Here is a 16,033-nt window from a genome sequence, read left to right as displayed (position 1 = left end):
TGACGCTTTGAAAGAGTGAAAATCACGCTTTTAGCCTAAGATTCTGCGGATCCCAGAGTGGTCCATCCGGCTGCACCGTGACGGGAAATCTTTGTCCGTAGACTTCGACTTCAAGATCCGTGCCCGCTTGGGCCAGATCCGCCCGGACCATGCCCAACGCCACGCAGGCATCTACGCGGAACCCGAAAGCCGAAGACGTGGTTTCGCCGACGATGCTATCGTTCATCCAGATGTTCGACATGTAGGGCGGGTCGATTTCCTCGCTATCGACAAGGAAAGTAACGAAACTCTGCCTAGGACCCTGCTGCTTTTCATTCAAGAGCGCAACTTTGCCCGGAAAGTCTTCCGCCTTATCCAGCTTCACGAACCGATCAAGGCCGGATTCCAGCAAGGTATAATCCGTGCTCAGATCCCCTTTCCACGCACGATAACCTTTTTCGATGCGCAAGCTGTTGAGAGCGTACATGCCGAAGGGGGTCGCGCCTGCGCTCACGACGGCATTGTACAGCGCCAGAATATCAGCCATCGGCGCGTGAATTTCCCAGCCCAGCTCCCCGGCAAAACTCACCCGGTAAAGCTCGCAGCGGGTCCCTGCCACCTCAGCCGTTTGAATGCTGAGCCATGGCAAGTCTAAATCGGCTGTTGTTCCGACTTTCTCGAACAGGTCCCGGGATTTCGGCCCGGTTACGATCAGCGTCGAAAGCTCCGAGGTGATGTCGGACAGCTCAAGACTATCTGGCAAGTGGGCAGCCAGAATTTCAAAATCGTGCCACTGTGCGGAAGCTGCGGTAATCAGAACAAAATCGTCGTCGCCCTTCCGGATGATCGACATCTCCGTGTGTACACGGCCCTTGGAGGTCGGAAAATAGGCGAGCGTCATCCGCCCAACCTTCGGCAGGCCGCCAGAGATACGGCCCCGCAACCAATCGGCAGCACCCACACCTGACAGTTTGAACCTCGAAAATCCCGGAAGATCCAAAACGCCAACACCATCCCGAACGGCCAAGGCTTCTTCGCGAACACGCTCGAACCAAGGGCCTTTGCGCATCCAGCTTTCGGTCGCTTCAATCGATGTGTCGTCGCCGTCTTTTGCAAACCAGTTGGCACGTTCCCAACCGTTGTAAACACCAAACTGGGCACCGGAGGCTTTCAACGTTTCATGCACGGACGACAGCTTCTTGTCCCGCCCTTCCGGCCACTCATAATGAGGGTAATGCATTGCGTATTCATGGCCGTAGACTTCCATACCCTTGGCAACGCAATAATCGTGGTCGGTATAGTCCGTGAAACGGCGTGGATCGAGGCCCCAGCAATCCCATTCGGTTTCGCCTTTGGTGATCCACTCGGTCAGGATCTTGCCAGCGCCACCGGCCTGAGCGATTCCGAACGTGAAGACACAGGCTTCAAAGGCATTTTTCACACCCGGCATCGGGCCAATCAGCGGGATGCCATCAGGTGCATAAGGGATCGGGCCGTTGATGACCTTTGAGATTCCCGATATGCCAAGCAGCGGCACACGGGCCATGGCGTCTTCAATATACCATTCCAGCCGGTCAAGATCGTCGGGATAAAGCTGGAAGCTGAAATCGTCCGGCATCGGGTCATCCGGCGTGATCCAGTGTGCCTTGCAGTTCCGTTCATAGGGTCCAAGGTTCAGTCCGGTGTTTTCCTGCCGAAGGTAATAGGACGAATCCACATCCCGGAGCAGCGGCAGTTTCCGGCCATGCTCCTTGGTCCATGTTGCAAGCTCGTCCATTTGTTCGGTCAAAAGATACTGGTGGCTCATCACCATCATCGGCACGGTGCGCCCGCCATAGGGCTTGAACCACTCGCCAACACGCTGGGCATAGTACCCCGCTGCGTTGACAACATATTCGCAGCTGATCTCACCCTTTTCCGTTTCGACGATCCACTCGTCATTTTCACGCCGGACACCGGTCGCAGGTGTAAAACGCACCACCTTCTGACCCATTGCACGCGCGCCCTTTGCAAACGCCTGCGTGAGCTGTGCAGGATCCATGTCGCCATCTGTCGGGTCCCAGAAGCCACCCTCAAGATCGTGCGTTTCCATAAAGGGATAGGCGTCTTTAAGGTCCGCAACCGACATCATGTTAGTTTCGATGCCTTGGCGGCGCGCCATAGAGTTCGCCCGTTCAAACTCCATCATGCGGTTTTTTGAATGCGCCAGCCGGACAGATCCGGTGACATGGTAATTGATCGGGTAATCCACCTCGTCGCCCAGCCGCCGGTAAAGCTCGGTCGAATAGCGCTGCATGTTCATGACCGCCCAGGAGGACGAAAAAGTCGGGATGTTCCCCGCAGCGTGCCATGTGCTGCCAGCGGTGAGCTCATTCTTCTCCAGAAGGACACAATCGGTCCAACCGGCTAACCCGAGATGATAGAGAACCGAGGCGCCGACCGCACCTCCACCGATGATCACGACACGAGCTGTAGAGGGAAGGTCCGACATGGCTGGCTCCGGTTTGATTTGGGGTAGAGGCTCGATTAGGGCCTGGCTTCATAGGGTTAGGTTCAAGGGTCAATAAACGGGCGGTGAAATGATCCAAACGGCAACTGCCGGTTCAGAATACGGATTTGCCCAGCAGTACTTCTCGCCGCGAATACGGAAGGAATCGCCCTTTCGAATGAGAAACGGCTCGCCCTCAAGCCAGATTTTCAGCTTGCCAGACACGAGAAACGCGAGTTCCTGAGTTGGCCGCATGATTTCGTCGTTGCGTTCAGAACCTGGAAGAAACGTGGAATGGATGACCTCAAAACTGTCGGTCAGATCCGGGGGAAGCAATTGCTCGACAAGTCCGGGAGCCCGCTCACCTATCATCCGGCGATCGGACGCGCGAACGATTTTGCCGTCTTCCTTGGGGTTTGGTCCCTGCCTTGAGCCCAAAAGCGACGGCGGCACGTCAAACACACCGGCCATGCGATCGATATCTTCGCTCGACAGTTTCGAGATACCGCGCTCGATCTGACTGAGCCAGCCGACCGACTTGCCAAGACGTTCGGCAAGTTCTGTTAACGTCAGCCCTTTTGTCTTGCGAAGTGCGCGTAAATCCGCACCCAAATTGGCCATAGCCGCCTCATCAGCGTGAAATAATATTCGAAAATTTCACATAGAAAATGAAAAAAAGGAAGATTTTTTCACGACATTTGTTGTCGAATTGCGACATGCCAATGAGTTTCAATGGACAAATATCCACTATGCGATGAGTTTTTGCGTCTCGGCTGCGATCGTTTTCTCTTCTTCGGCCTTTACGATCCAGATCGGAACGGTTGAGCCAGAAACATCAATGCGGGACCTGTTGCTGTCATTGGACTGCGGATCGCAGGTCGCACCAAGAAATCTCAATCCAGAAATGATCTTCTGGCGCACAACAGCATCGTTTTCACCAATGCCGCCGGTGAACGCAATTCCATCCAATCCGCCCATTGCCGCGATCATCGATCCGGCATGGCGAACAGCCCAGTAGCAGAAATGCTCGACCGCAAAACGAGATGCGTCTGTCTCTGCCGCATGCAGGGTGCGCATGTCGGACAAACCGCCGAGGCCCAAGAGACCGCTCTTTTTGTTCAAGAGCTCCTTGGTGTCTTCAATTCCGTTTTCCTCGGCCAGCCGCAAGACCAGATTGCCGTCAATATTCCCGGTCCGGGTACCCATGGTGAGACCTTCCAGAGGCGAATATCCCATTGTCGTTGCCACGGATTGTCCGGACTTGATCGCACACAGGCTTGCACCATTGCCAAGATGAAAGGCGAGAAGGCGATTCGGCACACCGGTTTCGGAAACGTCAGCCAGTTTCTTGATAAGCCCCTGATACGAAATGCCATGAAATCCATACCGCCGAAGTGTTTCCATCTCCGGCCAGTCGGGCAAGGCATAGCGGCGGGCAACCTCCGGGTTCGACGCATGGAATGCCGTGTCGAAACAGGCCACTTGCACCAGGTCCGGAGCCAAATCCCTGAGGGCCATGATTGCAGCCAGATTGTGCGGATTGTGTAAGGGGGCCAGATCACTGCAACGTTCAATCTCAGCAATGACTTGCCCATCTACACGGATCGCCGCCTGAAGCACCGAACCGCCATGGACAACACGGTGACCGGCGCCGGCCAGGTTTGCGATGTCGACGCCCTCTGTTTGGACCGCGTTCAGGATCGCACGCAGTGCGGCTGCGTGGTCCGGCAAGTCGGCCGAAGCTTCCTTGGTCACCAAGTCCTTGGATGAGATTTTAAGGTCAGAAGCGCCACCGATTTCAGTGGCGCTTCCAGACAGTGTTTCATCCAGGCTTTCATCGAAGAGAGCGAACTTGATGGACGAGGATCCGGAGTTCAGGACAAGGATACCACCCATCAATCGCTTCCCTTTCCAGGACTTTACTGCGGCCGCATATCTGCCGGGTCGATTCCGGCAACAACAACCGGTTTCTTCATGGCATCGCGCCGGAACGGCTCGCCAAGTTCCTGATTGATCAGAACTTCAACCAGCGTGGTCTTGCCGTTTTCCATCTGGTCCTTGACCGCCGCATCCAGCTTTTCGGTCAGCTCGTCCATGGTGCGGGCAACTTCACCTTGAAGGCCGCAAGCTTTTGCAATGGCTGCATAGCTGACATTGTCGTCGAGTTCAGTGCCGACGAAATTGTCGTCATACCAAAGCGTGGAGTTCCGCTTTTCTGCGCCCCACTGGTAATTGCGGAAGACGACCATGGTGATTGCCGGCCATTCGCTGCGGCCAATGGCGGTCAACTCTGTAACAGCAATGCCGAAGGCCCCGTCGCCCGCGAAACCAACGACCGGGGTATCCGGACAGCCAATTTTTGCACCAACGATCGCCGGAAGGCCGTAACCGCAGGGACCGAACAGCCCGGGCGCAAGGTATTTCCGGCCCACTTCAAAGCTGGGGTACGCATTGCCGATGGCGCAGTTGTTGCCAATATCAGAGCTGATGATCGCCTCACGCGGCAGGGCGGACTGAATTGCCCGCCACGCCTTGCGCGGGCTGAGCCAGTCAGGCTTGGCGGCACGGGCACGCTCGTTCCAGCTCGTGCCCGGATCGTCGTCCTCATGGTCCATGGACGACAGCTGCTGCGCCCATCGGGATTTGGTCTGCGCAATCTCGTGCCTGCGCTCTTCCCGCCCGGCATCACCGGCGTTGGGAGCCAGCTTTGAGAGGAGCGACTGTGAGACTTTCTTCGCATCCCCGACAATACCAACGCTCACCGGCTTGGTCAGACCAATCCGGTCCGGGTTGATATCCACCTGAATGATCTTGGCATTTTTCGGCCAGTAATCGATGCCATATCCGGGCAGCGTCGAAAACGGATTAAGGCGTGTGCCAAGTGCCAGAACGACGTCGGCCTTGGAAATCAGTTCCATGCCGGCCTTTGACCCGTTGTATCCGAGCGGTCCGGCAAATAGGCGATGTGAGCCTGGGAACGCATCATTGTGCTGATAGCCGCAACACACAGGCGCATCCAGACGTTCCGCAAGTTCGATCGTATCGCCGATTGCATCGGCCAGAACAACGCCAGCACCGTTCAGGATAACCGGGTTCTTTGCACTGCTGAGCAGGTCCGCGGCTTCCTGAATAGCTGTATCACCACCGGACGGGCGTTCAAAATCCACGATCGGCGGAAGTTCAATATCGATGACCTGCGTCCAGAAATCGCGTGGCATGTTGATCTGAGCAGGCGCGCTGGCGCGTTTTGCCTGAAGGATGACACGGTTCAGAACTTCGGCGACACGGGATGCGTCGCGGACCTCTTCCTGATAGGCAACCATGTCCTTGAACAGTGCCATCTGTTCAACTTCCTGAAAACCGCCCTGCCCCAAAGTCTTATTGGCGGCCTGTGGAGTAACCAGAAGCAAAGGCGTGTGGTTCCAGTAGGCGGTTTTCACTGCCGTGACGAAGTTTGTGATACCCGGACCGTTCTGGGCAATCATCATGCTGAGTTTGCCTGTTGCCCTTGTATAGCCATCGGCCATCATCCCGCCCGAGCCTTCGTGCGCGCAATCCCAGAACGTAATCCCCGCCTTTGGAAACAGGTCGGAAATTGGCATGAATGCAGAGCCGATAATCCCAAAAGCATGCTCAATCCCATGCCGTTGCAGGACTTTTACGAAGGCTTCCTCTGTCGTCATTTTCATTTGAAACGCACTCCCTCACCCGCTCGCAATACAGGTACACAATTGATTGGAAATGATTTCATGCCGCGCCGCGAACACAGGTCTTAGGGCCAGATCAATTCACTCGGTATATCCAGAACCTGGGGCAATGACATTGCCCTACCGGATTACATCTGCGATCCGTTGAATCCCCTCCGGAATGCGCGCGGAGGGAATGGATGAATAGGCAAGACGATAAAACTGATGATTGTCGTCTTCGCGTCCGAAAAACGCTCTGCCCTGATCAATCACGACCCCGCTCTTGCGAAGTTTGAGAGCCAGCTCGCTGGTGTTGACGCCCTCGGGAGCGCGCATCCAGAAGCTGGATCCACCATGACTGCCACCGCTGGCAATTTGCAGGCCGTGGTCCCGAATTGCTTTATCCATGACAGAGCGTCTGCGCCGGTAAGCCTGCCCCATCCGGTTCACCATGGCGTCATGATAGCCAAGCGAGAGAAAGTAGGCCGTGGTCCGCTGTATGTGACCGGGCGGATGCCGCAAAACCAACGCCCGCAGCGACCGCGCTTCCTGGATCAAGGGTTTGGCAGCAACGATGTATCCAAGGCGCAATCCCGGGAACAGCGACTTTGAAAACGAGCCGACGTAAATCACGCTCCCCGCCCGGTCGAGCGACTTGAGCGCAGGTGTCGGCGCTTTTTGGAAGGCCATTTCGAATTCGTAGTCATCCTCTACGATCACAAAGCCTTCTTCCACGGAGCGGTTCAGCAAGGCACGCCGGCGTTCGATTGGCATCGTTGTATTGGTCGGACATTGGTGGCTGGCCGTGGTGAAGACCACTTGGCAGTTGCCGGGAAGTTCATCGGGAGGGAGACCATCATCATCGACCCGCACCTCCGCAATCTGGCAACCGGTCTGATCCAGAATGTCGCGCAGTCCCGGATAACAAGGGTTTTCGATGGCCGCGACGCGATCCTTGTTCAACAACACCTGCGCACAAAGCCACAGTGCATTCTGCGCACCCATAGTCACCAGGATCTCATCCTGCTGTGCGGAAATCCCGCGGCGCGGCAAAATGTTTCTCACGATGTACTCGATCAGCTTGGGGTCGTCCTGTTCATAAGGATCAGCCGTCATGCTCTCAAAGTTCTTCCGGCCCAACGCCTCCAATGCACACCGGCGCCAATTGTCATGATCGAACAGCCGCGCATCCGGCTGGCCATAAATGAAGGGGTACGGGTAATCACGCCAATCCGATGGACGCACCAGGCTGGAGCGGTAGGAATACCGCGAGCTGACCATCTCGTCCCAGGCCACCGCGTCCTGCCTGTCTCCCTCCGACTGGTTAAGCATGGGTGGTGGAGGCGCACTTTCAGAAACGAAGTAACCCGACCGTCCCCTTGATGTCAGGTAATCGTTGGCGACCAATTCCGCATAGGCCAGGGTGACCGTAATTCGGCTTACCCCGAGCCACTCAGCCAGTTTCCGGCTGGACGGCATGCGTTCACCGGGCAAGAACCGGCCCGACAACACGCCTTGGCTGACTAGGTGCTGGATCTGTTGCTGGAGGGTGCCTTCGAATTTGGGGTCCAAATGAAACTGTTCGGATTTGATCGCCACGTCTGGATCCATTGTAGATATCAACTGGACCGACAGACTGTCATCAATGCGGCGATTGTCCAACACCTTCTGACCAAAAAAGCATCGGGCCCTGTTTCCGGGAGTGCGATCTATGCCGCACACCAGAACAGCGCCCGAATTGTATCTTGAATTTCTGACGGGTTAGCCGCCGAAGTCGTCCAACATGATGTCTTCGCGATCAACACCAAGATCGAGCAGCATGTTGATGACGGACTGGTTCATGATGGGAGGACCACACATGTAGAACTCACAGTCCTCAGGCGCCGGGTGGTCCTTCAGATACTCGTCGTAGAGCACATTGTGAATGAACCCTGTGTAGCCCTTCCAGTCATCTTCCGGCACAGCGTCAGACAGCGCCACATGCCACTCAAAGTTCTCGTTCTCACGCTCCAGCATGTCGAAGTCTTCGACATAGAACATTTCGCGCTTGGAGCGCGCGCCGTACCAGAAAGTGACCTTACGATCAGTCTTGATCCGGCGCATCTGATCGAAAATGTGCGAGCGCATTGGCGCCATGCCGGCACCACCGCCCACGAAGACCATTTCCTTCTTGGTGTCGCGCGCAAAGAACTCACCAAACGGGCCTGAGATCGTGACTTCATCGCCCGGCTTCAGGTTGAATATGTAAGAAGACATCTTACCGGCCGGGATTCCCTGAGATCCGGGAGGCGGTGACGCAATCCGAACGTTGAGCATCACGATGCCCTTTTCTTCCGGATAGTTGGCCATTGAGTAGGCCCGCTCAACCGGTTCGGCAACCTTGGAGCTTACATCCCAGATTTTGAAGCGGTCCCAATCTTCATGGTACTCCTCGTCGACATCGAATTCCTTATAGGAAAGTTCGTATGGAGGGCATTCGATCTGAATGTAACCACCTGCGCGGAAGTTCACGTCCTCGCCTTCCGGCAGTTCCAGGACCAGTTCCTTGATGAAGGTCGCCACGTTTTCGTTCGAACGCACCTTGCAGCGCCATTTCTTGACGCCGAAGACCTCTTCAGGAACCTCGATCTCCATGTCCTGTTTGACGGCAACCTGACAGGACAAGCGGTCACCGCAAGCAGCTTCCCGCTTGGTGATGTGGCCTTCTTCGGTTGGAAGAATTGACCCGCCGCCGGAGAAGATCTTGACCCGGCACTGGGCACAAGTGCCACCGCCGCCACAAGCAGATGGAACGAAGAGTTTTTGTTCGGCAAGTGTTTGAAGCAGCTTGCCGCCGGCCGGCACCGAAATCGTCTTCTCGCCGTTAATGGAAATGTTGACATTGCCCATCGACACCAGCCTTGAGCGGGCGGCGAGAATGATCGTGACCAGCGCCAGAACGATCAGGGTAAAGAGAAGTATGCCTAGTCCAAATGTGGCCACAGGGCGCTCCCGTTACAGTTTGACGCCGCTGAAGGACATGAAGGCAAGCGCCATCAGGCCAGCGGTAATAAATGTGATGCCCAGGCCCTGCAGGCCGTCCGGGATATCGGAGTATTTCAGCTTCTCCCGCACACCGGCCATGGCCGTAATCGCCAAGGCCCAGCCAAAGCCAGAAGACAATCCGTAGGTTACGGATTCGCCGAAATTGTAGTCCCGCTCCACCATGAACAGGGATCCGCCGAGGATCGCACAGTTCACCGTGATCAACGGCAGGAAGACGCCGAGCGCGTTGTAGAGCGGCGGGAAGTACTTATCGAGCACCATCTCCAGGATCTGAACCAGAGCTGCAATCACGCCGATGTACGAAATGAGGCCAAGGAAGGTCAGATCAACATTGCTGAATCCAGCCCAAGCCAAGGCGCCGGGGGCCAAGAGATAGGTCAGGATCAGATTATTTGCCGGTACCGTGATCGCCTGGACGATCATGACCGAAATGCCAAGCCCAATCGCGGTTGAGATCTTCTTCGAAACAGCGATGAAGGTACACATGCCTAGGAAGAAGGACAGCGCCAAGTTCTCAACAAAGATGGCCTTAACGGCGAGTGAGAGCATATGTTCCATCAGTGCGCATCCACCGTTTGGATCTTGTATTCGCGCTCTTCAACCTGCTCCGATTTCCAGGACCGGAACGCCCAGATGATCAGGCCGATAATGAAGAAAGCGGATGGCGGCAGGAGCAGCATGCCGTTCGGGACATACCAACCACCGTTGTTGACGGTCTCGAAAATCGTGATGCCGAACAGGCTGCCTGCACCGAACAATTCGCGAATAACACCGACCATCATAAGGATAAGACCATATCCGAGACCATTGCCTGCACCGTCAATGAAGGAGGCAATCGGCGGGTTTTTCATTGCAAACGCTTCTGCACGGCCCATCACGATACAGTTGGTGATGATCAAGCCCACGAAGACCGAGAGAGTTTTCGAAATCTCGTAGAGATACGCCTTCAGCACCTGATCAACCAGAATCACCAGAGACGCAATGATGACCATCTGCACAATAATCCGGATGGCTCCTGGAATGTGATTGCGCAGCATAGAGATGAACATCGAGGAGAATGCCGTAACGAATATCACCGCAAGTGACATGACAAACGCCACCTGCAACGAAGATGTCACAGCAAGGGCTGAGCAGATCCCGAGAACCTGAAGGGTAATCGGGTTGTTATCGACCAGCGGATCGATAAGCATGCTTCTCTTGGTTTGCGCCATCAGATCTCTCCTGCTTTCAGATTTTCCAGGAAGGGTGCAAATCCGGCCTCGCCCATCCAGAACCGTACCAGGTTGTCGACACCAACCGTCGTCAGGGTTGCGCCGGCCAGCGCATCGACATGATACTCTTCACCTTGTGGCGGAACGGTCTTGGCAACTGTGATCAGCAGATCCCCACTGTCATCGGTAAGCTTCTTGCCATTCCACTGTGATTTCCAGCGCGGGTTATCAACCTCGGCTCCGAGGCCCGGGGTCTCACCGTGGCTGTAGAACTGGAGACCAAAGATGTCATTGCCGTTTTCTTCCAGGGCAATGAACCCGTAGAGCGTAGACCAAAGTCCGTAGCCATGGATCGGCAGAATGACCTTGTCGAGACTGTCGTCGTCATTCCGCAGCAGATAAACAGTGACGTATTTCGACTGCCGTCCAATGGAAGCCGGGTCGTCCGTCAAAGCGATCGACGTTTCCGGATCATCTGCTGCAGCACGATCATCGAAGGTTGCCGGATCGAACTTGTCGGTGAATTTTCCAGTCGCAATCTCAAGAACCTGCGGCTCAAACACCTCAAATGCCTCAGCGACATTCGACCCGGGTTCGTAAAGACCGGCAACCTGAAGGATGTTGATCTGCTTATCCTTCAGTTTGTTCACTTCCTGCAGAGGGCGCAGAGAGACAGCCGCCGCAGACACCACCATGGACGCGACCAGACAGATCGAAACGGCCACGAAGATGGTCTTCGGGACGGAGTCCACCGGCAGATCAAGGAACCGGCGGATGAAGCCTTTGTTTTCTTTATCTTCAGGCATGTCGCTTCGCCCTGCGCTTGATGTTTGCCTGCACCACGAAATAATCGATCAGCGGTGCAAAAACGTTACCGAACAAAATCGCCAGCATCATTCCTTCGGGAAAGGCTGGATTGATAACGCGGATCATCACAACCATCACACCGATCAAGGCACCATAGATGTAGCGGCCAAGATTGGTGTGCGACGCTGAAACCGGCTCTGTGACCATGAAGGCCAAACCAAACGCGTAGCCGCCAATCACCAGATGCCAATACCAAGGCATTGCAAACATCGGGTTGGTGTCGGAGCCGATCAGATTGAGCAGCGTCGAGAAGGCAATCATACCAACCAGGCAACCAACCACCAACCGCCAGTTGGCAATCTTGGTGATCAAAAGGAAGGCAAGACCGATAAAGCACGCCAGTGCCGAAACCTCACCGATGCTGCCCTGTATCGTGCCGAGAAACGCGTCCATCCAGCTCACCCCGTGAGCTGCCAATTGCTGGTAACCGTCCGATGCACCAACAGACAGAGCGGTCGCACCCGAGAACCCATCAACCGGTGTCCAGATTGTGTCGCCGGACATTTGCGCCGGATATGCAAAGTACAGGAACGCACGGCCTGTGAGCGCCGGGTTCAGGAAGTTCTTGCCGGTCCCGCCGAACACCTCCTTGCCGATCACAACACCAAAGGCGATGCCCAGCGCAACCTGCCACAGCGGGGCAGATGGCGGCAGGATCAGTGCATAAAGCATGGAGGTTACAAGGAACCCCTCATTCACTTCGTGCCCGCGTACCGTTGCAAAGATCACTTCGCAGATGCCGCCAACGACCAGCGTCGTAATGTAGATCGGCAGGAAATAGAGCGCCCCGTGCAGGATATTTGCAAGCGGGTTGGCCGGGTTGAACCCGATCCCCAGCGCGTCAATGATCCATGCTCGCCAGCCGGATGCCCCATATGTGGCAATTGCGGAATTGACCTGGAAACCAACGTTGTAAAGGCCGACGAGGATACAAGGAATTGTCGCGATGACCACGTAGGTCATGATCCGCTTCATATCGATGTAAGAGCGCGCGTGCGGCGCGGCTGTCGTTACTGTCTTTGGAGTATAGAGAAAGCTCTCCACCATTTCATAAATGGGGAAGAATTTCTCGTATTTGCCGCCCTTGACGAAATTTGGCTCGATGCGGTCGAAGAAGTTGCGCAGACCCAAGGCCTAGCCCTCCTTTTCGATTTTGGTGAGGCAATCGCGGAGCGCCATGCCATATTCATACTTGGCTGGACAAGCAAAGCCCACCAGACCCAAATCTTCTTCATCCAGTTCCAGCGCCCCGAGGGCCTGTGCCTGATCTGTATCCATAACCAGCAGGGAACGCAAAAGCTGGGTGGGTAGAAAATCCTGCGGCATCAGTTCCTCAAACGTGCCAATCGGTACCATGGCACGCCGGCCGCCATTCAAATTGGACGTCAAAGCGTAGAGCTTTTTTGAGAAAGCCGAGCCCAAAACAGGTTGGAGGGCGAATTTGGACGGCATTGGCCGGATCCAGCCCATCGGGATCTGTTTGTGATCTTCTTCAATCAGCGTCATCTGCCGCGCATAACGCCCCAGATACGCACTGACACCCTCCCCCAACCGGCCGCTCAGAACTGATCCGGAGATCATTCGAACCGGAACATCGCCTGAAATTTCGCCGTCACTCAATTCGGTCATCGATGCGCCGGAAACAGTGCGGATCAAACGTGGCTTGGTGCACAACGGTCCCGACAAGGCAATGATTCTGGAGGAGTCCAGCTTACCGGTTTCCAGAAGACGTCCGATCGCGATGACGTCCTGGTATCCAATGGTCCAGACCGTCTTTTCTGCGCTCGGCGTGTCCAAAAAGTGAATGTGCGTTCCTGCAAGTCCAGCCGGATGCGGGCCAGTAAATCCGGCAACTTCGATGCCTGGCATCGTGAGGCCCGGAATGTTGGCTCCGGTTTCACAGCACAGAAAGGTCTTGCCCGAGCTTAACGTCGCAACCGCCGCAAGGCCTTTCTCAAACGCTTCAGCCTGTTCCGCGATCACGATCGTCGGATCGGCGGTCAGCGGTTCTGTATCCATGGCTGTCACGAAAATGGCAGCAGGACGCGATTCCGGATCGGGAACTTTCGAATAGGGACGCGTGCGGAATGATGTCCAAAGCCCAGAGGCACACAAGCGCTCTGCCAGACCGTCCGGCGTTGCGGCATCACCAGAGTTTGAGAAGTCAACCGGATCGGCAGCTGACGCATCAACTTCGATTTCGACGCTGATGAGAACACGGCGTGCACCGCGGTTGACAGCCTTCACTCTGCCAGAAACCGGCGCCGTGACCATGACATCGGGCGTGTCCTTGTGGAAGAAAACAGGCGCGCCCGCCCCGACAGCGTCACCTTCTTGGACGAGCAGACGGGGCTTCAACCCGATATAGTCTGCCGCAATGACTGCAGCGTTCTGGATCTTGTCCTTGGCGTCAATTTCTTGAACCGGCGCACCCGTTATGGGTAGATCAAGACCTTTTTTCAGCTTAAAACTTTGCACGCATCCGGCCTCCAGAATCTGTTAGGGCGCCATATGCTATGTTTTCACGAGTTGAAAAAGCATTTTTTTGCCCTACTCGTCCATTTTTTTGTTGAATCGGTCCGGAAAACCAATGAAAAGCGCCGCAGAACGCGCGACACTTTTCGCACATGATCAATCGGAGATGCATACCGTGCCAAACAATATCGTATTTTCCCGGCGCAGCTTCATCCTGATGTCGCTGACCTTGGCGGCCTGTAAAGGTGGTTCGGATATCGTTGAGCTTTCCGGCTCCACGATGGGAACGAGCTACACAGTTACCGGGGTTGATCATAATCGGAATGTTGACCAGGCAGCGCTTAAGAAAGCGTTGGAAGCAAGCTTGGCTCAGGTCAATGCTCAAATGTCCAACTGGGACGCATCCTCTGAAGTTTCGCGCTTTAACGCCCTGCGCTCCACCGCGCCGGTTACGGTCTCCGAAGGCTTTGCAGAAGTTGTCCGCGCTTCTCGTGAGATCAACGCTGCCAGCGCCGGCCAGTTCGACATCACACTTGGCCCGGTGATCGAAGCCTGGGGCTTTGGCTCCATAGGTGGAAGCCGCCCGGCAACTGCTGAAGCAAACACTTTAGCAGCCGCGCGCAAAGTTTCCGGCCAAACGGATGGCCTCAAGGTCAACGGGACGCAAATCAGCAAAAGCCACCCCGAAGCCGAACTCTATCTGCCATCCATCGGCAAGGGGTATGGCGTCGACCAGATGGCCAAAGTCGTCGCCTCCTTTGGCATCACAGATTTCATGGTCGAGATCGGCGGCGATCTCTATGTCTCCGGGCGCAATGCAGACAGCATGGATTGGCAAATCGGCATCGAAACGCCGACAGCTTACACCCGTTCCGCATACCAGGTTGCCAGCGTCTCCAACATGGGCATGGCAACTTCCGGCGACTACAGAAACTATTTTGAACGCGACGGCGAGCGGTTCTCCCACATCATTGATGCGCACACCGGAGCACCGATCACCCACAAGACAGCATCCGCGACGGTACTTGCTGAAAACACTATGCTTGCGGACGCCTGGTCGACCGCCATGCTGGTCCTCGGAACCGAGCGCGGTTTGGAAATCGCGAATCAACGTGATATTGCTGTTTTGTTCATTGATCGCAGCACCGATGCAGAAAACGGCTTCGCTTCAGTTGCCAGCGACAAGTTCAAGCAACTTCAGGCCTGATAACCGAATCAAAGGGTATCCATCGTGGAAACGTTTGTTCTGGCTTTCGCGCTGCTCTTGACCGTCATCCTCGGCATGGCGATTGGCGTGATTTTTTCTGGCAGAACAATCAAGGGAAGCTGCGGTGGATTGAATGCAATTTCCGGCGCGGACCATTGCATGGTCTGCAAAAAGGAAATCGATCCGGACAGCCCGCTCCGCGACCGCCTGCAGTGCCCACGCGCACGCAAGCAACTTGCTGAAATGGAAGGCTGACCGGCAGATTCGGCCGGTGTTCTTGATTTACTTTACCGGGATAAAGGCGACCAACGCCAAACATCCACCGGCAGCGAGACCGTAGGCCCACAACTGCCAGCGCGGCCCTTCCTTCACCCAAACCCGCCGATATTGGTACCCGGAAAAGCACGCGATGACGAAGATGATCGTCGCGACCAGCGGCGTAAGCGTGAAGTCAGCCAATTTCTAGAGTTCCTTAAACCGCTGAGTTTCGGGTAAGCTGTTCGTCCATGTCACACTTGGACATAGCAACAGGGAGCGATATTCATGCCGAGCTCTTATCAGGCCCCGAGCCGAAAAGACAAGATTCAAGAAAAGACACACAGCCAGACCCCTGTAACCAATGCGTCGACAGAAACCGCGACCGTTGGCAAGATTTTGGAGTCCAAAGGCAAGGATGTATTTTCACTGAGACCCCAGAACACGCTCCACGAAGCCGTTGTGCAGCTGAAAGAAAAACGGATTGGTGCCCTCATAGTCAAAGATGCTGCCGGAAAGCTCCAAGGCATCTTGTCTGAACGGGACATTGTCCGTCGCCTGGCAGAGACACCAGGCCAAACGCTTTCGCAAAAAGTGGAAGACATCATGACCCGGGACGTGAAAACCTGCTCCCCGGGAGATCAGTTGATTTCGGTTCTACAGACCATGACCAAAGGCAAGTTCCGGCACATGCCGGTGGTCAACGGCGACATTGTGGTTGGGATCGTGACGATTGGCGATGTGGTCAATTACCGGCTGCAGGAACTTGAGTACGAATCGCTTCAGCTCAAACAGCTGATCGTCGGCTAACACTTCTCGA

The 16,033-nt window shown here is 55.4% G+C and carries 15 protein-coding genes; 3 read left to right on the top strand and 12 right to left on the bottom strand.

Features of this window, described 5'->3' with window-relative positions:
- Positions 1-22 precede the first annotated feature (22 nt).
- From SADFL11_RS22355 to SADFL11_RS22305, 11 genes are all read right to left on the bottom strand, one after another.
- Positions 23-2,470, bottom strand: coding sequence for a GcvT family protein (locus SADFL11_RS22355; protein ID WP_040450960.1), 2,448 nt, complete (start codon positions 2,468-2,470; stop codon positions 23-25).
- A 69-nt stretch (positions 2,471-2,539) separates the two neighbouring features.
- On the bottom strand, positions 2,540-3,088 hold the full coding sequence (locus SADFL11_RS22350) for a helix-turn-helix domain-containing protein (protein WP_134853110.1): 549 nt from the start codon (positions 3,086-3,088) through the stop codon (positions 2,540-2,542).
- 126 nt (positions 3,089-3,214) lie between these two features.
- The gene (locus tag SADFL11_RS22345; RefSeq protein WP_008194300.1) at positions 3,215-4,363 is read right to left on the bottom strand and encodes an acetate/propionate family kinase; all 1,149 of its coding nucleotides are present in this window, start codon (positions 4,361-4,363) and stop codon (positions 3,215-3,217) included.
- Between the two features lie 23 nt (positions 4,364-4,386).
- The gene (xsc, locus tag SADFL11_RS22340; RefSeq protein ID WP_040450961.1) at positions 4,387-6,156 is read right to left on the bottom strand and encodes a sulfoacetaldehyde acetyltransferase; all 1,770 of its coding nucleotides are present in this window, start codon (positions 6,154-6,156) and stop codon (positions 4,387-4,389) included.
- A 138-nt stretch (positions 6,157-6,294) separates the two neighbouring features.
- Positions 6,295-7,752, bottom strand: coding sequence for a MocR-like pyridoxine biosynthesis transcription factor PdxR (pdxR, locus tag SADFL11_RS22335; protein WP_040452494.1), 1,458 nt, complete (start codon positions 7,750-7,752; stop codon positions 6,295-6,297).
- A 162-nt stretch (positions 7,753-7,914) separates the two neighbouring features.
- On the bottom strand, positions 7,915-9,135 hold the full coding sequence (gene nqrF / locus SADFL11_RS22330) for an NADH:ubiquinone reductase (Na(+)-transporting) subunit F (protein WP_008196472.1): 1,221 nt from the start codon (positions 9,133-9,135) through the stop codon (positions 7,915-7,917).
- A 12-nt stretch (positions 9,136-9,147) separates the two neighbouring features.
- The gene (gene nqrE / locus SADFL11_RS22325) at positions 9,148-9,756 is read right to left on the bottom strand and encodes an NADH:ubiquinone reductase (Na(+)-transporting) subunit E (protein ID WP_008195880.1); all 609 of its coding nucleotides are present in this window, start codon (positions 9,754-9,756) and stop codon (positions 9,148-9,150) included.
- Positions 9,756-10,409 carry an NADH:ubiquinone reductase (Na(+)-transporting) subunit D gene (locus SADFL11_RS22320; protein ID WP_040450962.1) on the bottom strand — a complete coding sequence of 218 codons (654 nt, stop codon included), beginning with the start codon at positions 10,407-10,409 and terminating at the stop codon, positions 9,756-9,758. The genes nqrE and SADFL11_RS22320 overlap by 1 nt, the downstream gene beginning before the upstream one ends.
- The gene (locus SADFL11_RS22315) at positions 10,409-11,215 is read right to left on the bottom strand and encodes a Na(+)-translocating NADH-quinone reductase subunit C (RefSeq protein ID WP_008189860.1); all 807 of its coding nucleotides are present in this window, start codon (positions 11,213-11,215) and stop codon (positions 10,409-10,411) included. Before SADFL11_RS22315 ends, SADFL11_RS22320 begins: the two co-directional genes overlap by 1 nt.
- Positions 11,208-12,407, bottom strand: coding sequence for an NADH:ubiquinone reductase (Na(+)-transporting) subunit B (locus tag SADFL11_RS22310; protein WP_008190575.1), 1,200 nt, complete (start codon positions 12,405-12,407; stop codon positions 11,208-11,210). Before SADFL11_RS22310 ends, SADFL11_RS22315 begins: the two co-directional genes overlap by 8 nt.
- A gap of 3 nt (positions 12,408-12,410) precedes the next feature.
- The gene (locus SADFL11_RS22305) at positions 12,411-13,754 is read right to left on the bottom strand and encodes a Na(+)-translocating NADH-quinone reductase subunit A (RefSeq protein ID WP_008195694.1); all 1,344 of its coding nucleotides are present in this window, start codon (positions 13,752-13,754) and stop codon (positions 12,411-12,413) included.
- 112 nt (positions 13,755-13,866) lie between these two features.
- On the opposite strand from SADFL11_RS22305, the gene SADFL11_RS22300 reads away from it, so the two are divergent.
- Together SADFL11_RS22300 and nqrM are read left to right on the top strand one after the other, a co-directional pair.
- The gene (locus SADFL11_RS22300; protein WP_228198231.1) at positions 13,867-14,958 is read left to right on the top strand and encodes an FAD:protein FMN transferase; all 1,092 of its coding nucleotides are present in this window, start codon (positions 13,867-13,869) and stop codon (positions 14,956-14,958) included.
- A 24-nt stretch (positions 14,959-14,982) separates the two neighbouring features.
- The gene (gene nqrM / locus SADFL11_RS22295) at positions 14,983-15,213 is read left to right on the top strand and encodes a (Na+)-NQR maturation NqrM (RefSeq protein WP_008195323.1); all 231 of its coding nucleotides are present in this window, start codon (positions 14,983-14,985) and stop codon (positions 15,211-15,213) included.
- Positions 15,214-15,240: 27 nt separating this feature from the next.
- Here the strand turns inward: nqrM and SADFL11_RS25355 are convergent, their stop codons facing one another.
- Complete coding sequence (locus SADFL11_RS25355; protein ID WP_008194660.1) at positions 15,241-15,417, bottom strand: hypothetical protein; 177 nt, start codon at positions 15,415-15,417, stop codon at positions 15,241-15,243.
- A gap of 84 nt (positions 15,418-15,501) precedes the next feature.
- Between SADFL11_RS25355 and SADFL11_RS22290 the strand changes: the two genes are divergently transcribed.
- Positions 15,502-16,023: a CBS domain-containing protein gene (locus tag SADFL11_RS22290; RefSeq protein WP_040450963.1), complete on the top strand. Its 522-nt coding sequence runs from the start codon at positions 15,502-15,504 to the stop codon at positions 16,021-16,023.
- The last annotated feature ends 10 nt before the right edge of the window (positions 16,024-16,033 follow it).

This window comes from Roseibium alexandrii DFL-11, assembly GCF_000158095.2.
In the GTDB taxonomy this organism is placed as follows: Bacteria; Pseudomonadota; Alphaproteobacteria; order Rhizobiales; family Stappiaceae; genus Roseibium; species Roseibium alexandrii.
The sequence above is the reverse complement of the archived record's forward strand: the minus strand, read 5'-3'. Positions and strand labels throughout refer to the sequence as shown.

Bases quoted from the DNA above. Each gene is read 5' to 3' on its own strand.
- SADFL11_RS22355 (WP_040450960.1), bottom strand. From the start codon at position 2,470: ATGTCGGACCTTCCCTCTACAGCTCGTGTCGTGATCATCGGTGGAGGT.
- SADFL11_RS22350 (WP_134853110.1), bottom strand. From the start codon at position 3,088: ATGGCCAATTTGGGTGCGGATTTACGCGCACTTCGCAAGACAAAAGGG.
- SADFL11_RS22345 (WP_008194300.1), bottom strand. From the start codon at position 4,363: ATGGGTGGTATCCTTGTCCTGAACTCCGGATCCTCGTCCATCAAGTTC.
- xsc (WP_040450961.1), bottom strand. From the start codon at position 6,156: ATGAAAATGACGACAGAGGAAGCCTTCGTAAAAGTCCTGCAACGGCAT.
- nqrE (WP_008195880.1), bottom strand. From the start codon at position 9,756: ATGGAACATATGCTCTCACTCGCCGTTAAGGCCATCTTTGTTGAGAAC.
- SADFL11_RS22320 (WP_040450962.1), bottom strand. From the start codon at position 10,409: ATGGCGCAAACCAAGAGAAGCATGCTTATCGATCCGCTGGTCGATAAC.
- SADFL11_RS22315 (WP_008189860.1), bottom strand. From the start codon at position 11,215: ATGCCTGAAGATAAAGAAAACAAAGGCTTCATCCGCCGGTTCCTTGAT.
- SADFL11_RS22300 (WP_228198231.1), top strand. From the start codon at position 13,867: ATGAAAAGCGCCGCAGAACGCGCGACACTTTTCGCACATGATCAATCG.
- SADFL11_RS22290 (WP_040450963.1), top strand. From the start codon at position 15,502: ATGCCGAGCTCTTATCAGGCCCCGAGCCGAAAAGACAAGATTCAAGAA.